This is a genomic window from Streptomyces sp. NPDC048415, assembly GCF_040651675.1.
Lineage (GTDB): Bacteria > Actinomycetota > Actinomycetes > Streptomycetales > Streptomycetaceae > Streptomyces.
Map to the genome: position 1 here is coordinate 13,412 of NZ_JBEZKJ010000031.1, position 21,933 is coordinate 35,344.

General features: G+C 69.9%; 18 protein-coding genes. 11 read left to right on the top strand and 7 right to left on the bottom strand.

All coding sequences use genetic code 11. The features are described from left to right. Nucleotides 1-90: 90 nt before the first annotated feature. Genes AB0D27_RS21225 through AB0D27_RS21235 form a run of 3 tightly spaced genes read right to left on the bottom strand, consistent with a single transcriptional unit; the run spans nucleotide 91 to nucleotide 5,020 of the window. Entirely contained in the window at nucleotides 91-3,603 is a 3,513-nt protein-coding gene (locus AB0D27_RS21225) for a 5-oxoprolinase/urea amidolyase family protein (RefSeq protein ID WP_362510858.1), read from the bottom strand. Beyond that, nucleotides 3,600-4,199 carry an urea amidolyase associated protein UAAP2 gene (locus AB0D27_RS21230; protein ID WP_362510861.1) on the bottom strand — a complete coding sequence of 200 codons (600 nt, stop codon included), beginning with the start codon at nucleotides 4,197-4,199 and terminating at the stop codon, nucleotides 3,600-3,602. Before AB0D27_RS21230 ends, AB0D27_RS21225 begins: the two co-directional genes overlap by 4 nt. After that, entirely contained in the window at nucleotides 4,196-5,020 is an 825-nt protein-coding gene (locus AB0D27_RS21235; protein WP_362510864.1) for an urea amidolyase associated protein UAAP1, read from the bottom strand. The genes AB0D27_RS21230 and AB0D27_RS21235 overlap by 4 nt, the downstream gene beginning before the upstream one ends. Nucleotides 5,021-5,194: 174 nt before the next feature. Between AB0D27_RS21235 and AB0D27_RS21240 the strand changes: the two genes are divergently transcribed. From AB0D27_RS21240 to AB0D27_RS21265, 6 genes are all read left to right on the top strand, one after another. Next, the gene (locus AB0D27_RS21240) at nucleotides 5,195-5,821 is read left to right on the top strand and encodes a TetR/AcrR family transcriptional regulator (protein WP_362510867.1); all 627 of its coding nucleotides are present in this window, start codon (nucleotides 5,195-5,197) and stop codon (nucleotides 5,819-5,821) included. A 297-nt stretch (nucleotides 5,822-6,118) separates the two neighbouring features. Then, complete coding sequence (locus AB0D27_RS21245; protein ID WP_362510870.1) at nucleotides 6,119-7,708, top strand: ATP-binding protein; 1,590 nt, start codon at nucleotides 6,119-6,121, stop codon at nucleotides 7,706-7,708. After that, nucleotides 7,705-8,112: a roadblock/LC7 domain-containing protein gene (locus tag AB0D27_RS21250; RefSeq protein ID WP_358817141.1), complete on the top strand. Its 408-nt coding sequence runs from the start codon at nucleotides 7,705-7,707 to the stop codon at nucleotides 8,110-8,112. The genes AB0D27_RS21245 and AB0D27_RS21250 overlap by 4 nt, the downstream gene beginning before the upstream one ends. Beyond that, complete coding sequence (locus AB0D27_RS21255) at nucleotides 8,109-8,534, top strand: DUF742 domain-containing protein (RefSeq protein WP_362510873.1); 426 nt, start codon at nucleotides 8,109-8,111, stop codon at nucleotides 8,532-8,534. The genes AB0D27_RS21250 and AB0D27_RS21255 overlap by 4 nt, the downstream gene beginning before the upstream one ends. After that, entirely contained in the window at nucleotides 8,515-9,135 is a 621-nt protein-coding gene (locus AB0D27_RS21260; RefSeq protein WP_362510876.1) for an ATP/GTP-binding protein, read from the top strand. The genes AB0D27_RS21255 and AB0D27_RS21260 overlap by 20 nt, the downstream gene beginning before the upstream one ends. Before the next feature lie 73 nt (nucleotides 9,136-9,208). Then, nucleotides 9,209-10,672 carry a cytochrome P450 gene (locus AB0D27_RS21265; protein ID WP_362510879.1) on the top strand — a complete coding sequence of 488 codons (1,464 nt, stop codon included), beginning with the start codon at nucleotides 9,209-9,211 and terminating at the stop codon, nucleotides 10,670-10,672. A gap of 27 nt (nucleotides 10,673-10,699) precedes the next feature. Here the strand turns inward: AB0D27_RS21265 and AB0D27_RS21270 are convergent, their stop codons facing one another. Further along, nucleotides 10,700-11,641 carry an RluA family pseudouridine synthase gene (locus tag AB0D27_RS21270; protein WP_362510881.1) on the bottom strand — a complete coding sequence of 314 codons (942 nt, stop codon included), beginning with the start codon at nucleotides 11,639-11,641 and terminating at the stop codon, nucleotides 10,700-10,702. A 4-nt stretch (nucleotides 11,642-11,645) separates the two neighbouring features. After that, complete coding sequence (locus AB0D27_RS21275) at nucleotides 11,646-13,196, bottom strand: amino acid permease (protein WP_362510884.1); 1,551 nt, start codon at nucleotides 13,194-13,196, stop codon at nucleotides 11,646-11,648. 240 nt (nucleotides 13,197-13,436) lie between these two features. Between AB0D27_RS21275 and AB0D27_RS21280 the strand changes: the two genes are divergently transcribed. From AB0D27_RS21280 to AB0D27_RS21290, 3 genes are all read left to right on the top strand, one after another. Then, the gene (locus tag AB0D27_RS21280; protein WP_362510886.1) at nucleotides 13,437-14,087 is read left to right on the top strand and encodes a PadR family transcriptional regulator; all 651 of its coding nucleotides are present in this window, start codon (nucleotides 13,437-13,439) and stop codon (nucleotides 14,085-14,087) included. 187 nt (nucleotides 14,088-14,274) lie between these two features. Further along, on the top strand, nucleotides 14,275-15,288 hold the full coding sequence (locus AB0D27_RS21285; RefSeq protein WP_362510888.1) for an ATP-binding cassette domain-containing protein: 1,014 nt from the start codon (nucleotides 14,275-14,277) through the stop codon (nucleotides 15,286-15,288). Then, on the top strand, nucleotides 15,288-16,064 hold the full coding sequence (locus AB0D27_RS21290; protein ID WP_362510890.1) for an ABC transporter permease: 777 nt from the start codon (nucleotides 15,288-15,290) through the stop codon (nucleotides 16,062-16,064). The genes AB0D27_RS21285 and AB0D27_RS21290 overlap by 1 nt, the downstream gene beginning before the upstream one ends. Before the next feature lie 72 nt (nucleotides 16,065-16,136). Here the strand turns inward: AB0D27_RS21290 and AB0D27_RS21295 are convergent, their stop codons facing one another. After that, on the bottom strand, nucleotides 16,137-16,973 hold the full coding sequence (locus AB0D27_RS21295; RefSeq protein ID WP_362510892.1) for a siderophore-interacting protein: 837 nt from the start codon (nucleotides 16,971-16,973) through the stop codon (nucleotides 16,137-16,139). Between the two features lie 82 nt (nucleotides 16,974-17,055). Further along, nucleotides 17,056-17,994 (bottom strand): 5'-3' exonuclease, encoded by a 939-nt coding sequence (locus AB0D27_RS21300; protein WP_362511012.1) that lies wholly within the window; start codon nucleotides 17,992-17,994, stop codon nucleotides 17,056-17,058. Nucleotides 17,995-18,151: 157 nt separating this feature from the next. On the opposite strand from AB0D27_RS21300, the gene AB0D27_RS21305 reads away from it, so the two are divergent. Together AB0D27_RS21305 and AB0D27_RS21310 are read left to right on the top strand one after the other, a co-directional pair. Beyond that, a complete protein-coding gene (locus AB0D27_RS21305; RefSeq protein ID WP_362510895.1) occupies nucleotides 18,152-19,228 on the top strand; it encodes a glycine betaine/L-proline ABC transporter ATP-binding protein in 1,077 nt (358 codons plus the stop codon). Beyond that, complete coding sequence (locus tag AB0D27_RS21310; protein WP_362510898.1) at nucleotides 19,221-21,830, top strand: ABC transporter permease/substrate binding protein; 2,610 nt, start codon at nucleotides 19,221-19,223, stop codon at nucleotides 21,828-21,830. The genes AB0D27_RS21305 and AB0D27_RS21310 overlap by 8 nt, the downstream gene beginning before the upstream one ends. Nucleotides 21,831-21,933: the final 103 nt, after the last annotated feature.

Here is a 21,933-nt window from a genome sequence, read left to right on the forward strand (position 1 = left end):
TCGCGCGGGGGCGGCCCCATCGCCCTGCGGAACGCCTGCCCACACCACCGGCGAGATTTCAAGGTGCTGCCACACACATCACCAGACCGCTCAAGGCGCGGGCGCCAGAACCATGAGTGCCGTGCCCGCCTCCACCTGGGCGCCCGGCCTGGTGAGGATCTGTTGGACCACGCCGGTTATCGGGGCCGGGATCCTGGATTCCATCTTCATGGCCTCCAGGGCGAGGAGGGGCTGGCCGGCTGTCACCGTGTCGCCCGGGTTGACGTTCAGCTGCCAGACGGACGCGGCGAACTCGGCCTCGATCAGGCGGCCGCCCGCGGGGACGGTCACCTCGGCGGCGGGAGGGGCGGGCGCGGTGGCCGACTCCGCGCGGGTGAACTCGCCCGCCGCCTCCCAGGCGTCCCGTTCCGCCGAGAAGGCGGCGCCCTGCCGGGCCCGGAACTCCGCGACGGAGTCGGCGTTCTCGGCGAGGAATGCCTCGTACGCGGCCAGGGAGAACTCGCCCTCCTCGATCCGCGGGACGAACCGGCCGGACGTGATGTCGGCCCGCAACTCCAGCAATTCCTCCGGAGCCACCGGATACCACTTGATGCGGTCGAAGAAGCGCAGCAGCCACGGCGAGCCCGGCTCGAACGCGCCGCGCTGCTGCCAGCCGGACCACACCTGGGTCGTCCGGCCGACGAACTGGTAGCCGCCGGGACCCTCCATGCCGTACACGCAGAGATACGCGCCACCGATCCCGACGGAGTTCTCGGCGGTCCAGGTGCGCGCCGGGTTGTACTTGGTGGTGACCAGTCGGTGGCGTGGGTCCAGCGGGGTCGCCACAGGCGCGCCCAAGTAGACGTCTCCCAGGCCCAGTACGAGGTACTCCGCGTCGAAGACCGTGCGGTACACGTCGTCCACCGAGTCCAGACCGTTGACGCGGCGGATGAACTCGATGTTCCACGGGCACCAGGGCGCGTCGTCGCGGACGCCCGCCATGTAGCGGGCGATCGCCTCGCGGGTGGCCGGGTCGTCCCAGGACAGGGGGAGATGAACGGTGCGGGAGGGGACGACCAGCTGGTCGCTGGGCGGTAGCGTCCGCGCGATCTCCCTTATCGTGGCGAGGAGTTCGCGCTGCGGCAGCCTGCGGGGGTCCGTCTGGATCTGCAGAGAGCGGATGCCGGGTGTCAGGTCCGTGACGCCGTCCAGGTCGGCCTCCGCCACCGCCTCCATCAGCGCGTGGACGCGCATCCGCAGGGCCAGGTCCAGCCGCATGGGCCCGAACTCGACCAGCAGGTTGTCGTCGCCGCTGCGCCGGAAGGTCACATCGCCGTCCCGGGCGAGCACCCCGCCGTCCACGATCGCGGGCCGCTGCGAACCGTCCTCGGCGAGCGGTGTGAAGCGCACCGTGTCGCCGGGCCGGAACTGCCCGAGCTTCCAGCGCTCGGTGCTGACGACGGTCGCCGGGCAGACGAAGCCGCCCAGCGAGGGGCCGTCCGGGCCCAGCAGCACCGGCATGTCGCCCGTGTAGTCGACCGCGCCGACCGAGTAGGGAGTGTCATGGATGTTGGACGGGTGCAGGCCCGCCTCCCCGCCGTCCGTACGCGCCCAGCGGGGCTTCGGCCCGACCAGCCGCACGCCCGTCCGCGCGGAGTTGAAGTGCACCTTCCAGTCGGCGGCGTAGAAGTCGTGGATGTCGTCCTCGGTGAAGAACTCCGGGGCGGCGTGCGGGCCTTCGAGGGCGCCGACGTGCCACTGCGGGCCGAAGACCGGCCGGTCGGAGGCGGGTACCGGGGCACCTTCGCCGGTGACCGACCCGCCGTGCAGGACGTCCCCGGTCCGCAGCGCCCGGCCCCCGTGCCCGCCGAACCGGCCCAGGGTGAAGGTGGCCGCACTGCCCAGGAAGGCCGGCACGTCCAGACCGCCCGCGAACAGCACATAGGTCCGCAGTCCGTGCTCGGAGGGGGCCCCGACCTCCAGTACGGCTCCGGCCGGCACCGTCACCGGCTCCCACTGGGCGACCGCCGTACCGTCCACCGTGACCGGCGCGGCAGCACCCGTGACGCATACCGTTGTGGCGTGGGTGAACCGCAACGTCGGCCCCTGCAAGGTGCATTCGAGTCCCGGCGCACCCTCGGGGTTGCCGAGCGCCCGGTTGCCCAGCCGGAACGACAGATCGTCCATCGGGCCGCAGGGCGGCACGCCCACCTGCCAGTAGCCGGTGCGGCCCGGCCAGTCCTGGACGGTGGTGAGCGTCCCGCCGGAGACGACCTCGACGCGCGCCGTCCGGTCGGTGACCTTCGTGAGCGTCGCCGTCGAATGCGCCGCCGCCCGGAAGTCGTCGCAGGCGAGCGCCGCCCGCACCAGCCCGAGGTTCGTCTCGATGCCGTCGACCCGGGTCCTGGCCAGCGCCTCGTCGAGCCGCTCCAGGGCATGCGCGCGGTCCGGGCCGTACGCGATGATCTTCGCGAGCATCGGATCGTACGACGTGGTCACCTCGGTGCCCGTCTCGACCCAGCTGTCCACACGCACCCCGCCCGGGAACTCGACCCGCGTGAGCAGGCCCGCGCTCGGCCGGTGGTCGCGCGAGGGGTCCTCGGCATACACGCGGGCCTCGACGGCGTGACCGCGCGGCGCCCCCGGGTCCCGTACGACATCCGTCTCGCCGCGCGCGAGCCGCAGCATCCAGGCGACCAGGTCGACCCCGTAGACCTCTTCGGTGACCGGGTGCTCCACCTGGAGGCGGGTGTTGACCTCCAGGAAGTACGCTTCCTCGCACGCCGCGTCGTACACGAACTCGACGGTTCCGGCCGAGCGATAGTCCACCGAGGCACACAAGTCGCGGGCAGCCGAGGCGAGTTGTTCGCGTACGCGGGCGGGCAGTCCCGGCGCCGGAGCCTCCTCCAGGACCTTCTGGTTGCGCCGCTGGAGCGAGCAGTCGCGGTCGCCGAAGGTGACGACGCGGCCCCGGCCGTCGCCGAAGACCTGCACCTCGACATGGCGGGCGTGCTCGACCAGGCGTTCCAGGAAGACGCCGGCCGAGGAGAAGGAGGCCGCGGCGAGGCGCTGCACCCGCTCCCAGGCCTCGGTCAGTTCATCGGCCGATCGACATGCCGACATACCGATGCCGCCGCCGCCCCCGGTGGCCTTGAGCATGACCGGATAGCCGATCCGGTCGGCTGCCTCCAGGGCGTCTGGAAGACCGGCGAGCAGACCCGTGCCCGGCGCCAGCGTCACCCCGGCCGCCTCCGCCGCCGCCCGCGCCGTGTGCTTCGCGCCGAACAGCTCCAGCTGCTCGGGCGTCGGGCCCACGAACACGATCCCGGCGTCCTCGCAGCGGCGCGCGAACGCCGCGTCCTCGGAGAGGAAGCCGTACCCCGGGTGGATCGCCCCGGCACCGGTGTCCTTGGCCGCCTTCAGGACCAGGTCGGCGTCGAGATAGGACTCCTTGGCGGGCGCGGGCCCCAGCCGTACGGCCTCGTCGGCGAGCCGGACGTGGGGTGCGCAGCGGTCGGGGTCGGAGTACACGGCGACCGTCCGCAGGCCGAGTTCTCGCGCCGTCCGGATGATCCGCACCGCGATCTCGCCCCGGTTGGCGACGAGCAGCGTGTCGAAGGTCATTCCGGCGCCCCGATGGTCATCTCCACGGCGGTCGGCTCGAAGCCGTTGCAAGGGTTGTGGATCTGTGGGCAGTTGGAGACCAGCACGATCACATCGCGCTCGGCGCGCAGCGTCAGTTTGAGCCCCGGCGCCGAGATGCCGTCGACGATGCCGAGGGTTCCGTCCTTCTCGACCGGCACGTTCATGTACCAGTTGATGTTCGAGACGAGATCGCGCTTGCCGAGGCCGTACTTGGCGCCCTCCGCGAGGAAGTTGTCCACGCAGGCGTGCTGGGACCAGGTCTGATGGCCGTAGCGCAGGCTGTTCGACTCCTTGGAACAGGCGCCGCCGACCGTGTCGTGCCGGCCGACCCCGTCCTCGGTCACGGTCATCAGCGGGGTGTGCTCGTTGGACATCAGCACACTGCCCGTGGTCAGGAACAGGTTGCCCTGCGCGTGGATGGTGTCGGGCGCGCTGTAGCGGACGGATGTGTCGTGGGCGTCGTACACCAGGAAGTCGACGGCCTGGTTGCCGTGCAGATCGGTGACGGTGAGCGTCTCGCCGGAGCGGACGACGGCCGACCAGGCGGCCCGGGCCGGGACAACGGTGCGGGTCATGCGATCCCCCTCGCGGCAAGGAATTCGGCGGTGTTCAGGAAGGCGCGGCGGCCCTCGGGCGTGGCCTCCCACAGCGGGTCGCCCGGCTTGGTGGCCTCCGAGCGCCAGGCGAGCACCTCCAGCGGGGTGCTGACGTAGTCCGGGCGCGGATCGGCCGGGTGCGGCACGTTCGCGATCAGCACCGTGACGTCCTGCTCGGCGCGCAGGGTGACGCCGGCGCCGGGTCCGGCCGAACCGGTGAAGTCGAGCGAGCCGTCGTCGCGTACCTCCACGCCCTGGAAGAAGGAGAGCGAGGGCGGCAGATCACGCGGCTCGAGCCCGTTCTTCGCGGCGGCCAGCTTGAACAGCTCACGCCCGGCCGGGGACGCGGACTGCGGCGTCCCGTCCCCGTACCGCGCGGTGTTGCGTACGAGCGTGGAGGTGCCGCACAGCGCGTCGTGCCGCCCGGAGGTGTCGGCGACCAGCGAGGCCAGCACCCGGCCCTGGTCGGACAGCAGCAGCCGGCCCTCGCCCAGGTACGCGTTCCACTGGACCTTGACCGTGTCCGCCACGTTCAGGCGCTCCCACGGGCGGTCGGCCACGTACAGCAGGAGATGCGCGCAGGCGTCACCGCTCAGGTCGGTCAGTCGGAGCTCGGTGCCGCGGGCCAGCACCTTGTGCGTGTAGTTGCCGCCCGCCACCGTCTCCGCCCACACCAGGTGACCCGCCTCGCAGGGCGGCGCCGGCCAGTCGCTCGCCGGGACGACGGGCATGGCCTCGGCGCGGGTTCCCTCCTGCGCCCGGGCGTGGTCACGGGCTCCGTAAGTGGTCGCTGTCGCCATCGCGGGACCTCCGGCTGGTACGGCTGTCATTTCTGTCGCTCGACAGAAATTAGGTGCGGGCCGGGTCGCGGACATTGCCCGGCTGTTGCCGCCCGGTTACCGATCCCTCACGAAGATCACCGAGAGATCGCCGGGCTAGATCGCCGTGTGGTGCCGTGTGCGAGGATCGAACACATGGGAACCGGTGCTGGACGACGGGTCGGCAGGCCGCGTGCCGCGCAGCGGCCGGACAGCGGCCTCGCCCCGCGCGCCGAACTGCTCGCCGCCGCCGCCGAGTTGTTCACCACGCGGGGATACGCGGCCACGACCACCCGGGCCGTCGCCGAGCGGGCGGGCATGCGCCAGGCGTCCATGTACCACTACGTCTCCGGCAAGGAGGAGCTGCTCGCCGAGCTCCTGGAGTCCACGGTCACGCCCTCCCTGACCCTCGCCCGCGAACTCCTCGCGGACGACGCGAAGTCGGCGGAGGACCGGCTGTGGGAGCTGTGCCGCACTGACGTCGAGCTGCTCTGCGGCGACCCCCACAACCTCGGCGTTCTCTATCTGCTGCCCGAGGTGCGCACCGAGCACTTCGCCGGCTTCCATGCTGTTCGGGCCGAACTCAAGGACACCTACCGGCAGTTGCTCGCCGCGACGCCGGCCGGAGGCGCGCTCGCCAAGAGTGAGCTGGATCTGCGGACGGATCTGCTGTTCGGGCTGATCGAGGGCGTCATCCTCGTCCACCGCTCCGACCCGCAGCGGCCCGTATCGGCGTTCGCGGAGGCCACGGCCGACGCGGCGCTGCGTATCGCCGGAATCTGACGTTCACGGCCCCCGCGGGGCCCCGATTTTCGTACGCCCGTACGCCGTCACACACCGTGTACGAATGAAGGCTCAGCGTATAAAAGAGCCGAGAGTACTCCTGTCGCGCGGACGATTTCAGGTGCTTGCTGAATATGACACAGCGATGATCCGGTCGGACTAAGCTCGCCCGCAGCGCACCGAGTTGAGGTGTATTCGTGCGCTTGTTCCCAAAACTTCCGAAGATTCGGTTTGATCCATGCCGTTTCCCCCACAAACCTCCCCGACCCCCCAGTCGATCTGTCTCAGAGGGCATACATGGTGAGTGTTCAATCGCCCCCCGGTGGCCGTGAACTTCCCTACGCGCGCGTGCTGTTGCTGCCGGCCATACTGATGGCCGCGGCGACCGGTACCGCCGTCGCCGTGGTGACGGAGCCGGCCCGGGCCGCAGTCGGCCTGTGCGGCGGCATCGCGACGCTGCTGGTCATCGCCATCGGCGCCGAGGCCGTACGCCGCGGCCGGGCCGCCCGCGACCTGCGCGCCGACTTCGCACAGCGCGCCGCCTACTTCGAACAGCGCATCGCCGCCCACGACCAGGAGGTCGTGCGCCTCACCGAGGAGCTTCTGCCGGCCGCACTCGACCGGCTGCAGAGCGGACAATCCCCCTCCGAGGTGATTCGCACCCTGGGCGACGGCGACCCCGCCTACCGCGACGTCCCCCGGTCGCAGCGCACGCTGCTGAAGCGAGTGCTCAAGATCGTCGACACCCAGGAGTCGATGCGTGACGCCGCACAGCGCTCCTTCGTCAACATCGCCCGGCGCGTCCAGGCGATCGTTCACCAGCAGAACAACGAACTGCGCGAGATGGAAGAGGACCACGGGCGCAATCCCGAGGTCTTCGACGACCTGCTGCGCATCGACCACGGCACCGCGCTGATCGGCCGCCTCGCCGACTCCATCGCGGTACTCGGCGGCGGCCGTCCCGGACGCCAATGGCCCGAGCCCGTACCGCTGTTCAGCGTGTTGCGCGGCGCCATGTCCCGGATCCTCGAGTACCGCCGCATCGAGCTGCACAACATCGTCGACGTCGCCGTCAGGGGCGTATCCGTCGAACCGCTCATCCACGCGCTGGCCGAACTCCTCGACAACGCCACGCGCTATTCGCCCCCGCACACCAAGGTCCACGTCACCGCCATCGAGGTGCAGACCGGTGTCGCCATCGAGATCGAGGACGGCGGAGTCAGCCTCAGCGACGAGGCCCGCGGAAAGATCGAGGAGCTGCTCCGGCTTGCCGCGGCCGGCGTCGACCCGAACGTGATGGGCCAGGCGCCCCGGCTCGGCATGGCCGTCGTCGGACGACTCGCGCAGATGTACAACATGCAGATCTCGCTGCGCCAGTCCGCCTACGGCGGTGTCCGCGCCGTCCTCGTCGCGCCGCGCGACATGCTCACCACCGACTTCGCTCCCGGCCTCGCGCACGGCGTCGGCGCGGCCTCTGTCACGGGCATCGACAACGGCGGAGTCGAGGGCCCGGCGCGCAAGCCGAAGAAGCGCCGCCCGACCACCGGACCCCGTATCCCGTCTCCGAACGGCGGCTCTCTGGACGACGACGCCCCCCAGGTCACCGAGTGGACGCCCAACGGGCTGCCGCAGCGCCGCAGCCGGGTCAAGGTCCCCTTCAGCCAGCGGATCGCCGAGGCCCGGGCCGAGGCCGCGGCCGCCGAGGCCGCCGCGGCGGCGACGCCCGCATGGGCGTCGGAGCCCGCCGAGGAGGAGAAGGAGCCCGAACCCGGCCTGTGGGTCGAGGCGTTCATGAACGGACTCAAGGGTGACCCGGACCCGACGGCATTCAGCACGAACAACCAGCCGGCCCCTGTCGAGGCCGACGACGAGGGGGACCTCAAGTGATCCAGCAGCGAGCCAACTTCGACTGGATGCTCAAGGAGCTCGCCGACGGCGTCCCGGGCATCCAGCAGATCGTGGTGCTCTCCGCCGACGGACTGCGCATCGCCCGCTACGGCGGCGACCCGGACGCGGCCGACCGTGTCGCCGCGGCCTGCGCGGGCCTGCAGAGCCTGGCCGGAGCCGTAGCGGGCGAGATCCCCAACAGCGACGGCCGGATGCGCATGGTCATCATCGAGATCAACGGCGGCTACTTCTATCTGATGTCGGCGGGACCCAACGCCTACCTCGCCGTGCTCGCCAACCAGACCGCGGAACCGGGCCTGATGAGCAACCGCATGCGCGACCTCGTCGTACGGATCGGCGCACATCTGACGAGTCCGCCGCGGCGCAACGGGCAGACCGTATGACTCCTCCGCAACGCCGGCGGCGCTACCCCAAGGAAGACCCCTCCGAGCCCCCGAAAGAGGTGCTTCCCCAAGAGGGCAAGGAGCAGGACCCGAAGGACCCCGGGCGCTTGTACGTGCTCACCGGCGGGGTCGAGGGCGGCGACCGGGCCGCCCTCGACCTGGTCACGTTAATCGTGGCGCGCGCCGCCGCGCCGCCGCCCGCCACCCAGCCGGAGCAGTCGGCGCTGCTCCGGCTGTGCAAGGCACCACTGTCCGTGGCCGAGCTCTCGGCCTATCTCAACCTGCCGTTCAGCGTGGTGACCGTCCTGCTCACCGAGCTGCTGGCGGCCGAACTGGTACAGGCGCGCGCTCCGATCGTCCGCTCGGCGCTGCCCGACCGTTCCCTCCTCGAAGCGGTGATGCATGGACTTCAAAAGCTCTGACACCATCACGGGCCCTCGCGCCGAGGACCACCTGCCGCACACGGCGCAGGCAGCCGTGAAGATCGTGATCGTGGGCGGCTTCGGGGTCGGCAAGACGACCATGGTGGGCTCCGTCAGCGAGATCAAACCGCTGACCACCGAGGAGACCATGACGCAGGCCGGCATCGGAATCGACGACAACTACGGCTCCGAGACCAAGACGGCGACCACCGTCGCCATGGACTTCGGCCGGATCTCCATCACGGACCAACTCGTGCTCTACCTGTTCGGCACGCCCGGCCAGGAGCGCTTCTGGTTCCTGTGGAACGGCCTCTTCGAGGGAGCCCTCGGCGCGGTGGTGCTGATCGACACCCGGCGCCTGGAAGTCAGCTTCGACGTCATCGGCCGCCTGGAGGAGCGCGGTGTGCCGTTCGTCGTCGCCATAAACGACTTCCCGGACGCGCCGCACTATCCGGTCGAGGACCTGCGGACGGCGCTCGACCTGGCCGACGAGATCCCGATCGTGAAGTGCGACGCGCGCCGCCGGGCCTCCAGCCGGGACACCTTGATGACGCTGATGCGCTTCCTGCACTCGCTCGCGATGACCTCGGCGCGCACCTGAACCCCTTACGACAGCAGTTCGCCCATGCCAACTCCTCATAAACCGGATCCCTTTCAGTTTCGGAGCGATCACCGTGACGCCTGAATCCCACTTCCCGGCCGGTACGGACGACCCCACGCTCGGTCCGCCGCCCGGCTGCCCCGCCCATGGACTCGGCCCCGGCGGGCTGCGCCGCTTGTACGGTCCCGAGGCGGAGGACCTGGGAGCCCTGTACGAGAAACTCCGCGCCGAGCACGGCGCCGTGGCCCCCGTGCTGCTCCACAACGACGTGCCCATCTGGGTGGTGCTCGGCCACGGCGAGAACCTGCACATGGTGAGCAACCCCTCGCACTACGCGCGCGACAGCCGCCTGTGGACCGCCGTCCAGGACGGCACGGCGGGCGCCGACCATCCGCTCGCGCCGCACATCGCCTGGCAGCCCATCTGCTCCCACGCCGAGGGCGACGAGCACCTGCGGCTGCGCGGTGCGGTCACCGGCGCCATGTCGACGATCGACTTCCGCAGCCTGCGGCGCTATATCAACCGATCGACGCAGCGCCTCGTCAACCAGTTCTGCGAGCTCGGCACGGCCGATCTGGTCGGACAGTTCTCCGAGCACCTGCCGATGGCCGTGCTGTGCGAGATCCTCGGCATGCCCGAGGACTACAACGACCGTATGGTGCACGCCACCCGTGACCTGCTCAAAGGCACCGAGACCGCGATCGCCAGCAACGAGTACGTCATGAATGTGCTGACGCAGCACACGCTCAGGCGCCGCGCGGAGCCCGAGGAGGACTTCACCAGCCACCTCATCAACCACCCGGCCCGGCTCACCGACGACGAGGTCGCCCAGCACCTGCGCCTCGTGCTGCTCGCCGCGTACGAGGCCACGGCCAACCTCATCGCCAATGTGCTGCGCATGGTGCTCACCGACCCCCGCTTCCGCGCCCAGCTCAACGGCGGGCAGATGACGGTGCCCGAGGCGGTCGAGCAGTCCCTGTGGGACGAACCGCCGTTCAGCGCCGTCCTCGGCTACTTCGCCAAGCAGGACACGGAGTTGGGCGGCCGGCGCATCCGCAAGGGCGACGGACTGCTCTTCGGGATCGCGCCGGGCAACGTCGACCCGCGGGTCCGTCCCGACCTCGCCGCCAATATGCAGGGCAACCGCTCGCACCTCGCCTTCGGCGGCGGTCCGCACGAGTGCCCGGGCCAGGACATCGGCCGCGCCATCGCCGACGTCGGCGTCGACGCCTTGCTGCTGCGGCTGCCGGACGTCGAACTCGACTGCTCCGAGCACGAGTTGCGCTGGCGCTCGTCGATGTCGTCGCGCCACCTCGTGGAGCTGCCCGTGCGGTTCCAGCCGAAGGCCCCGCAGGACGAGCGGCCCACCGTCCCCGGGGTGCCGCGTCAGCGGCCGAACTGGCAGGTCACCACGGAGAGTCCGGCGACGGCCGCGCCCGCTCAGCAACCGGTGGCCCCGCAGCCGGCACCGGCCCCGGAGCCGGCCGGCCGCCTCGGTGCCTGGCAACGCTTCCTGCGCTGGTGGCGCGGCTACTGAGAGCGAACCGCTGCGACGGCTGGGCGGCTAGGACGCCCAGTCGTCGTACGAGGCCCATGCTTCCAGCGCCCGCCCGCTGACGAACCGGTGCTCGTGGCCCGTGACCGGATCAGTGAACTCGAGTGCCCGCGCCAGGAGTTGGAGCGGACGACGGAAATCACCGGTCGGCACGGGCCCGGTCACCACCGGGTAGAGGGGATCGCCGAGGAGGGGCACGCCCAACGCGTTCATATGCACCCGGAGTTGATGGGTCTGCCCGGTACTGGGCGTCAGCCGGTAGCGCCCCAGCCGGTCCCGGCGCTCGACCAACTCCACCCGGCTGACGGCGTTCGGCTCGCCCGGTACCTCCTGGGCGGCCATGACCCCGCGCTCCTTGAGGATCCGGCTGCGCACCGTACGCGGCAGCGCGAGACCGGCGTCGTACGGGGCCACGGCCTCGTACTCCTTGCGGACCAGTCTGTCGCGGAACAGTGACTGGTAGGCGCCGCGTTCCCCGGGCCGCACCGTGAACAGCACGAGCCCGGCGGTGAGCCGGTCAAGCCGGTGCGCGGCGCCGAGCGCCGGGAGGTCCAGCTCCCGGCGCAGCCGGGCCAGGGCGGTTTCGGTGACATGGCTGCCGCGCGGAGTGGTGGCGAGGAAGTGCGGCTTGTCGGCGACGACGATGTGCTCGTCACGGTAGACGACGTCGAGCGCGAACGGCACCCGCTCCTCGTCGGGCAGCTCCCGGTAGAACCACACGAACGTCCCCGGCACATACGCCGCGTCCGCCGTCAGCGGCCGCCCGTCCTCCCGGACGATCAGCCCCTCGCCGATCATCCCGTCGATCACTCCGTCCGGCGCCGCGAGCCGGGCCAGCAGATGCTCCCGCACGGTGGCCCATCCCCCTTCCCGCGGCAGCTTGATCCGCACGGGGTCGACCCCGTCGCGCTGCGGGAGGGGGGAGGCAGGGATCCGTGGCTTGCGTCTCACCTGGTCAAGCGTACGAGGCCGGGGCCACCTCGGGAGTCTCGGCCACCGGCGTCCGCGCCTTGAACGCCCGGTACGCGGCACCCGCGACCACGGTCACGCCCAGGAACAACACCGTGAACCACTGGAAGTACCAATGCCCGCCCGCCGGGTCGTACACCGCGGCGCGGGGCCAGGCGAGGTTGACGGTCATGATGAGGCCGTAGAGGAGGGCGAGCGCGTTGACGGGGGCGCCCCAGCGGCCCAGGGAGAAGAGCGGGGCGCCCGTCTCGTCGGTGCCGTCGGCGGTGAACTCGCCACGCAGGCGGCGCACCAGCAGCGGTCCGGTCACCATCGCGTACGCCAGGTACAGCATCACGATGCAGGTGGTGCCGATGGCCAGAAAGGCGTCCGGAGAGGCGAAGTTGAGCAGGAGCAGCGCGGCGGCCAGGACGCCGACGACCAGGGCGGGCGCGCTCGGCATGCCGGTGCGCGGGTTGACCTTGGCGAGGCGGCGGGAGAAGGGGAGCTGGTTGTCGCGGGCCATCGAGAAGAGCATGCGGCAGGCAGCCGTCTGGATCGCCAGCGTGGCCACCGCGATGGCCACCACCACGTCGGCGAGCAGCGCCCGGCCGACCCCGTCACCGAGGCTGCTGGTCAGGACGTAGCTCAGGCCGTCGACACCCAGGTGTCCGTCCGTGAGACTCGGCGCGGCCAGCAGCCCGCCGAGAACGATCAGGCCGCCGAGCAGGCCCGCCGCGCCGAGCGCGGTGAGGATCGTACGGGGCGCCGTGCGCCGGGGGTTGTGGGTCTCCTCGCTCATCTCGCCCGCGCTGTCGAAGCCGATCATCACGTACGCGGCCATGAACGACCCCACCATCAGCGCCCCGAAGAGGCCGGTGGTGCCCTCGCCACTGTGGAAGGTGATGCCCGGGGAGCGCTCGGAGTGGGTGAGCAGAAGCACGATGATCAGGACCGCGCCGATGATCTCGGCGGTCACGCCGACCCGGTTGATCGCGGACATCACACGGTTGTCGACGAGGTTCACCAGCGTGGTCAGGACGAGCAGGATCACGCCGAGTACGGCGGCGTTGGCGGCGCCGTCGGCGCTGGTGGGTGCCGGGTCGCTGCCGACCAGCTGGAACCCGGACCAGATGGCGGGCAGCACCATCTGCAGCGCGAGCGCCGCCGCCGCGACCACCACGATCTGCCCGATCACCATGATCCAGCCGGCGAACCAGCCGAAGGAGAGGTTCGACAGGCGCGTGGACCACTGGTAGATCGCGCCCGAGATCGGATAACGCGCGGCCAGCTCCGCGAAGCACGCGGCGACCGCCAACTGGCCCGCCAGCACGGCCGGCCAGGTCCAGAAGAAGACCGGGCCGCCGAACGCGTACCCGAAGGCGAAGAACTGGAAAACCGTTGTGAGGACGGAGATGAAGGAGAACCCGGCGGCGAACGAGGCATACCGGCCGAGGCTGCGGTGCAGCTCCTGGCGGTAGCCGAACTCGGCCAGCGAGCGGTCGCCGGAGGACTCCGGAGGATCGGGGCGTACGTCGGAGGGGGCGGTGGTGGTCACGGCGGCACCTGCCTTCGGCGCGGAAGGGTGGGCAGAGGAGAGCGAGCTGGATTCCTGTCGGGTGACAGAAATTAGGGAGACCCTGTTTCACTCGCGTGACGCGGCCGTGTCGGCGGCGGGCCTAAGTCCTCACGCCCTTGCCGCCTCTGCCCCAATGCGATACATCGTGTGTATTGAGGCATCCTTGAGATACGCGATATGTTCGGCTACGGATATTCGGAGACGAGGTGGTGATGCACTGTGGCGACGAAACGCCGGAAGCTGAGCAATCCGCTGGCGCTCGCGGTCATGGTGCTGCTCACCGAGCGGTCGATGCATCCGTACGAGATCGCCCAGACCCTGCGCCGACGGGGCAAGGACACCAGCCTGAAGATCAACTACGGCTCGCTCTACACCGTCGTGCAGAACCTGGAGAAGCACGGCTTCGTCGAGGTCAGCGAGGTCCAGCGGCAGGGCAACCGCCCCGAGCGCACCCTCTACGGCATCACGGACGCCGGGCGTGACGAGGCCACGGAGTGGCTGTCGGACCTGCTTGCCGTCCCGGCGCAGGAGTATCCGATCTTCGAGTCCGCGCTCTCACTGATGGGCGTGCTCCACCCCGACGAGGTGGTGCGTCTGCTGGGGGAGCGGCTCGGCGGTCTGGAGGTGCGGGCCGCGAGCCTGCGCGGCGTGCTGGCCAAGCTCTCCGAGACGCTGCCCAGACTCTTCCTGATCGAGGCGGAGTACAAGGCGCACATGATCGAGGCGGAGGCCGCCTGGGTCCGGAGCTTCCTGGCAGAGGTCGCGGCGGGAACGTTTCCCGGCGTCAAGGAGTGGCGGACGTTCAGCGAGACGGGGGAGGTCCCCGAGGAGTACCTGAAGCTCGAAAGCGGCGACGTCGAGAGACCGTAGCCAAGAAGAAAAGGACCCCGGCGGAACTGTTGCAGCAGCCCCGCCAGGGTCTCGAACCCCGAACTGAATCCACCCTGAGGCAGCTCCAGGCGATCGAGGTGCGGCACACCCAGGATAGCCCGGCGCTCTTCACGCGGATCAGTTCGGCCTTGCCCGAGATCACCGCTCACTCAGGAGAGCAGTCGACATGAGCAGTACCCGTGCGCCCGCGGTAGCGGCGCGTCAGCTGATCAAGACCTATCCCCGTGACGTCACCGCGCTCAACGGCATGGACGTCACCGTAGAGGCGGGCACCGTCTTCGGACTGCTCGGTCCGAACGGCGCCGGCAAGTCCACCACCGTCAAGATCCTCACCACCCTGGCCCGCCCCGACTCCGGCACCGCCACCGTCGCGGGCCACGACGTGCTGCGCCACCCGGACCGGGTGCGCCGCGCGATCGGCGTCGTCGCCCAGAGCTCGGGCGCCGACCCGGTGGCCACAGGCCGGGAGAACCTCCAACTCCAGGGCAGGCTCTACGGCGTGAGGGGCGCCGGTCTGAACCGCCGCGTGGACGAGCTGCTCGATCGCTTCAAGCTCGCCGACGCAGCGAAGCGCCAGGTCAAGGGCTACTCGGGCGGCATGCGGCGGCGCCTGGACGTGGCGCTCGGCCTGGTCCACCGCCCCGAGGTGCTCTTCCTCGACGAGCCCACCACCGGTCTCGACCCCGAGGCGCGCACCGCGATGTGGGACGAGATCGCCCGGCTCGCCGGCGACGAGGGCCTGACCATCCTGCTCACCACGCACTACCTCGAAGAGGCCGACCGCCTCGCCGAGCGCATCGCGATCGTCGACCGCGGCCGGGTCGTGGTGGAGGGCACCCCCGATGCCCTGAAGGGCGAACTCCGGGGCGACGCCGTCCACGTGGAACTGCGGGAGGCGGTCGGCGAAGCCGGACGTACGGTGCTCGGCGGCGCCCTCACGGGGCTGCCCGGCGTGCACGAGGCACTGTTCGAGGGCCGCCGTATCAGCGTCCGCGCCGATGACGGGGCCGCCGCGATGCCCGCCCTGCTCGGGGCACTCGAGCGCGCCGGGGTCGGTGTCGCCGCCGCGACGGTGGCCCGCCCCTCGCTCGACGACGTCTATCTCCGCTACGCGGGCCGCCGTTACTCCGAGGCGGAGGCCGAGTCCGCCGACAGCCTCGCCCTCGCCGGAGGTGTGTGATGAGTACCGCCGTCTCCCAGACCTGGTACATGACGCAGCGTCAACTCATGGTGTTCGCACGGCAGCCGGCGTATCTGTTGATCACGCTGATTCAGCCGGTGGTCTGGCTCTTCCTGTTCGGCAACCTCTTCAAGAAGGTGGTCGAACTCGGCGGCTTCGGCACCACCTCGTACCTCGACTACCTGGTGCCGGGCGTCGTGGTGATGAGCGCGCTCAGCTCCAACATGTGGGCGGGCATGACCACGCTCGACGAGATCCAGCGCGGCACGCTCAACCGGTTCCTGACCACGCCCGTCAGCCGTGCGGCCCTGATGAACGGGAATGTCGTCAACAATGGCCTGGTCACCGCGTTGCAGTCGGTGATCATCGTGCTGCTCGGACTGCTGGGCGGCGCCGACTACCCGGGCGGCATCGGCGGTGTCGCGATCCTGATCATCGCCTCCGTGCTGCTCGGCACGATCTTCGGGGCGCTGTCCAACGCGCTGGGCATGCTGGTCCGGGAGCGGGAATCGATCATCGGCATCAACACCTTCCTGCTGCTGCCGCTGACGTTCCTCTCGAGCGCCTTCATGGCCCCGGCCCGGATGCCGGGGTGGATGCGGCACATCGCCGACTTCAACCCCCTCAACTGGGCGATGGTCGCGGGCCGTTCGGCGATGTCCGAGAACCCCGACTGGGGTGACGTCCTCAGCAGGTCCGGGGCGCTCCTCGCGCTCGCGGTGGCGGCGGTGTGGCTGTCGATCCGCACGTTCAGGTCGTACCAGCGGTCCGTGTGAGGCCAGTTGCACACGAAGGCGGCCACCGGGCAGGTGGCCGCCTTCCGTCGCTCACTCCTCCAGCCGGGGCGTTCAGGCCGCCTCCTCCTGCTCCGCCTCCACCTGCGCGTTCCACTCCCGCTTGGACGCCTGCCAGCCGTCCTCGTTGTGCCCAAGACGCCAGTACCCGGAGATCGACAGATCATCGCGCGCGATCTCGCGCTCGACCCGCAGCAGCCGGCGCAGCTCCTTCACGAAACCCGCCTCGCCGTGTACGAAGGCGTGCACCCGGCCCTCCGGGAACTCCAGGGCACGTACGGCCTCCACCAGGGCCTCGCCGATGGGCCGGTCCCCGCGGTGCAGCCAGACGACCTCCACATCGGAGTCGATCTTCTGCTCCTCCTCGGGACCGGAGACCTCGACGAAGGCATGCGCGACGGCGCCCTCGGGCAGCGCCTCCACGGCGGCCGCGATCGCGGGCAGCGCGCTCTCGTCACCGGCCAGCAGATGCCAGTCGGCGCTCGCGTCGGGCGCGTACGCGCCGCCGGGGCCCATGAACCGTACGATCTCGCCCGGCCGCACCTTCACGGACCACGGCCCCGCGAGACCCTCGTCGCCGTGCACGACGAAGTCGAGCGTCAGCTCGCACACCTCGGGGTCCCAGGCGCGCACGGTGTACGTCCGCGTCACGGGCCACTGCTCGCGCGGGAACTCCTCGCGAATGCGCTGCAGGTCGAAGGGCTCGGGGTAGGTGACGCCCGCGGGCCCGAACAGCAGCTTCACATAGTGGTCGGTGCTGCCGCCCGCGGTGAATTCGGCCAGGCCCTCGCCGCCCAGCACGACCCGCTGCATGTGCGGAGTCAGCCGCTCGGTGCGCACCACCTGCGCGGAGTGGGGCTTCCGGGGCTTGCGTGCCGGGCGTTCTGCCATGACGGCCTCCTAGTTCACATGCTTAGGCTTACCTAAGTTAGCACTCCATCCTCTCAGTCACCTATGCGGGAAGGGGTACCCGCTATACCTGCAGAGTTCCAAGCAATCTCTGCAATGAACCTCCCAGGCCCCAGCGGGCGGCGAGCGCGTCCAGCGCGGCCCGGTCGCGCGGTTCGCGGGGCAGGGCGGTGTCCACGTCCGGCAGGGGCACGTCGCCGGCGACCTTGACGACCCGCGGCGCCACGGCGACATACGGTCGCGACTCGTCAAGGCGCGCCCGCTGCGAGGGAGTCAGCCTGGACTTCGGGTCGTCGACCGCCGCCATGATCCCGGCCAGGTCGCCGAACTCGGCGAGCAGCTTCGCGGCCGTCTTCTCGCCGATGCCGGGCACGCCGGGCAGTCCGTCGCTCGGGTCGCCGCGCAGCAGCGCCAGATCCGCGTACCCCGGGCCGTCGACGCCGTACTTCTCGCGCAGCCACGACTCGTCGGTGAGCTGGAGCGTGCCGACGCCCTTGAGGGGGTAGAGGACGCGGATCTCCCGCTTGTCGTCGACCAGTTGGTAGAGGTCGCGGTCGCCGGTGACGATGTCGACCGGACCGGTGGCGCGCCCGGTGAACGTGCCGATCACGTCGTCCGCCTCGTACGCCTCGACGCCCACGCGGGCGATGCCCAGCGCGTCCAGGACGTCCTCGATGACGGGCACCTGCGGTGAGAGGGTGTCCGGCACCTCCTCCTCGTCGGGGCCGACCTCGGTCTCCACGGCGACGCGGTGCGCCTTGTAGGACGGGATCAGGTCGACCCGCCACTGCGGGCGCCAGTCCGCGTCCATGCAGGCCACCAGGTCGTCCGGGCGGTGGTCCCTGACCAGGCGGTCGATGAATTCCAGCAGCCCGCGCACGGCGTTCACGGGTGTGCCGTCCGGGGCCTTCACGGATTCCGGCACGCCGAAATAGGCGCGGAAGTACAGCGAGGCGGTGTCGAGAAGCATGAGTCGTCGAGTTTGCTGCGTCACGTTTCGCATCATGCCGTACGCCACTGACAGTGACCTGGACCACTCCTGTGTTTGCTCCGCGTAAGCGGGGGCAGGCGCCGCCTCTGAGCCAAGCCGGTTGCGTTTTCAACCGTCCCTCAGCCGGTTTCCTCAACCGGTTCACCAACCGTTCGAACGAGAGGCACACGTGTCATCCAGGCTTGCGGCCGAGCATTTGTACAAGGTGTTCGGCAGACGACCCGAAGAAGCGGTGGAGCGGCTCCGCCAGGGAGTCGACCGCGAGGAACTGCGCGCCGACGGCACCACCGCCGCCGTGATCGACGCGTCCTTCGCGGTGGAGCCGGGCCAGATCTTCGTCGTCATGGGCCTGTCCGGATCCGGCAAGTCCACGCTGCTGCGCATGCTCAACGGACTGCTGGAGCCCACCGCGGGCCATGTGCGCTTCGACGGCCAGGACCTCACCGCGCTCAGCGCCCGTGAACTGCGCGAGGTGCGCTCCAGGAAGATCAGCATGGTCTTCCAGCACTTCGCGCTCTTCCCGCACCGCAGCGTCCTGGAGAACGCCGCGTACGGCCTGGAGGTCCAGGGCGTGCCGAGCGCCGAACGCAAGGAGCGAGCCACCAAGGCCCTCGAACTGGCCGGGCTGGCGGGCTGGGAGAAGTCCTGGCCCGACGAACTGTCCGGCGGTATGCAGCAGCGCGTGGGTCTTGCCCGCGCCCTGGCCACGGACGCCGACCTGCTGCTGATGGACGAGTCGTTCAGCGCCCTCGACCCGCTGATCCGCCGGGACATGCAGGACCAGCTCATGGAACTCCAGCGCAAGCTCAAGAAGACCATCGTCTTCATCACGCACGACCTCAACGAGGCGATGCGCCTGGGCGACCGGATCGCCGTCATGCGCGACGGCCGTATCGTCCAGACCGGCACCGCCGAGGACATCCTGGTCCGCCCGGCCGACGACTACGTCGCCTCCTTCACCCAGGACGTCGACCGCTCCCGCGTCCTGACCGCGGGTGCCGTCATGGACACGGACGTACACGGCGACGAGGCGGACTGTGCCTGCGAGACCGCCACGCCCGACACGTCCTTCGTGGAACTGTGCGCGATCAGCGCCCGCCTGACGCACGCGGTCGCGGTGCTCGACAAGAAGAAGCTCGTCGGGGTCGTACCGCGGCAGCGGCTGGTCGGGTTCCTCGGCGACCAGCAGGGCGAACCGGTCGGGTGTGCCACACCGCGCGACGAGGCGGTGCAGGCCGGTGCCTAGGATCCCCTTCGGCGGCTGGGTCAACGACGCGGTCGACTGGCTGCTGCACCACATGGCGTGGCTCTTCGACTTCTTCAAGACCGTCTTCCAGGGCGCCTACGACGGTATCGACGCCGTCCTCCAGGCCCCCGAACCGCTCCTCCTCGCCGGCATCTTCGCGGTGATCGCGTTCTGGCTGCGCGGGACCTCCGCCGGTCTCCTCACCTTCGTGGGATTCGCGTTCATCGACTCCCTCGAACTGTGGGAGGACGCGATGGTGACCCTGTCGCTCGTCCTCGTGGCGACGCTCATCGCGCTCGTCGTCTCGGTACCCGTGGGCATCTGGGCGGCGCGCTCCGACCGGGTCAGCGGGATCGTCCGGCCGGTGCTCGACTTCATGCAGACACTGCCCGCGATGATCTATCTCATCCCAGCGATCCTGTTCTTCGGCACCGGCGCCCCCGCCGGCATCGTCGCCACCCTGATCTTTGCGCTCGCGCCCGGTGTCCGCATGACCGAGCTGGGCATCCGCCAGGTCGACAAGGAACTGGTCGAGGCCGCCGACGCGTTCGGCACCACCCCGCGCGACACCCTGCTGCGGATCCAGCTTCCGCTCGCGCTGCCCACGGTCATGGCGGGCGTCAACCAGGTCATCATGCTGGGCCTGTCCATGGCCGCCATCGCGGGCATGGTCGGAACCGGCGGCCTAGGCGGCGACGTCAACGAGGCCATCGGCCAGCTGAACGTCGGCCTCGGCTCCGAAGCCGGTGTCGCCATCGTCATCCTGGCCATCTACCTGGACCGCATGACCAGTGCCCTGGGCACCCAGGTCTCCCCGCTCGGCCGCCGCGCCGCCGCCAAGCTGCGCGCCGCGCAGGGCCTGAGGATCTGGTCGTACCGCCCCCGCCCCGCTGTGGCCATGGTGGGCGTCGTCGTCCTCGCGCTGGTCGCGGGCGGCATGGGCGTCTTCGGCGGAAACACACCCCAGGCCACCGCGTCGGACGGCGAGAACGTCGGCCAGGGCAAGAAGGTCACCATCGGCTACATCCCCTGGGACGAGGGCGTCGCCTCCACCTTCCTGTGGAAGGAGATCCTGGAGCAGCGCGGTTTCCAGGTCGACACCAGGCAGTTCGACGCGGGTCCGCTGTACACCTCGCTCGCGCAGGGCGACATCGACTTCGAGACGGACTCCTGGCTGCCCACCACGCACGAGCAGTACTGGAAGAAGTACGGCAGCCGGCTCGACGACCTGGGCTCCTGGTACGGCCCGACCTCGCTGGAACTGAGCGTGCCCGCGTACATGAAGGGCGTCGACTCCCTGGAGGACCTCAAGGGCAAGTCGGGCACCTTCGGCGGGAAGATCACCGGCATCGAGTCCAGCGCCGGGATGATGGGCCTGCTCAAGAGCAAGGTCCTCAAGGAGTACGGGCTCGACAAGGAGTACAAGGTCGTCGACAGCTCGACGCCCGCGATGCTGGCCGAGCTGAAGCGCGCGTATGCCAAGCAGGAGCCGATCGTCGTCACGCTCTGGTCGCCGCACTGGGCGTACAGCGACTACAAGTTGAAGAAGCTCCAGGACCCCAAGGGCGCCTGGGGCAAGGGCGACGGGGTGCACACGCTCTCTCGCAAGGGCTTCGCCCAGGACAACCCGGTCGTCGGCCAGTGGCTGAAGAACTTCAAGATGACCGAGCAGCAGCTCACCGGCCTCGAGGCGGAGATCAACAAGGCGGGCAAGGGCAAGCAGCAGGACGCCGTACGCGCCTGGCTGAAGAAGAACCCCGGCGTCGTCGACAAGGTGGCCCCGGTCAAGAGCTCCACGGCCAGTGCGGAGGCCAAGCGGCCGCTGGACGTGGCCTGGTTCCCGTGGGACGAGGACGTCGCCGTCACCTACCTGTGGAAGAACGTGCTGGCCCGGCGCGGCTACACGCTGAACCTCAAGCAAATGGACGTCGGGCCCGTCTACACGGGCCTCGCCACCGGCGACCTCGACCTCAACTTCGACGCCTGGCTGCCGTACGCCCAGTCCAATTACTGGGACCAGCACAAGAACGACCTGAGAGACCTCGGCACCTGGTACCAACCGACCTCTCTGGAGATCGCCGTGCCCTCCTACGTGAAGGACGTCAAGTCCCTCGCGGACCTCAAGGGCAAGGGCGGCACCTTCGGTGGGAAGATCATCGGCATCGAGCCGGGCACCGGTGAGATGAACCTCCTCAAGAAGAAGGTGCTTCCCGGTTACGGCCTCGACAAGGAGTACACGGTCGTGGACGGCTCGACGCCCGCGATGCTGGCCGAGCTGAAGCGCGCGTACGCCAAGAAGCAGCCGATCGCCGTCGTGCTCTGGTCGCCGCACTGGGCCTACAACGCGTACAAGCTCACCAAGCTCGCCGACGACAAGAAGCTGTTCGGCGAGGGCAACACCATCCGGACCATCTCCCGCGCGAAGTTCCCGGCTCAGTATCCGCAGCTCACCAAGTGGATCAAGAACTTCCGGATGAGCGAGGCCGAACTCGGCAGCCTGGAGAGCGAGATCAAGCGGCGCGGCCAAGGCCACGAGGAGGACGCGGTCGCCGCGTGGCTGAATGAGCACCCGGACATGGTGGAGCGGATGACTCCGCAGTAGGTCCACGCGCGCGTGGGCGGTCCGTCTCGAAACCGACCGCCCACGCACGCGTGAGAGGGCCGCACCACCGGTGGCTGCGTTCTGGCTACAAGTGAGAGGGCCG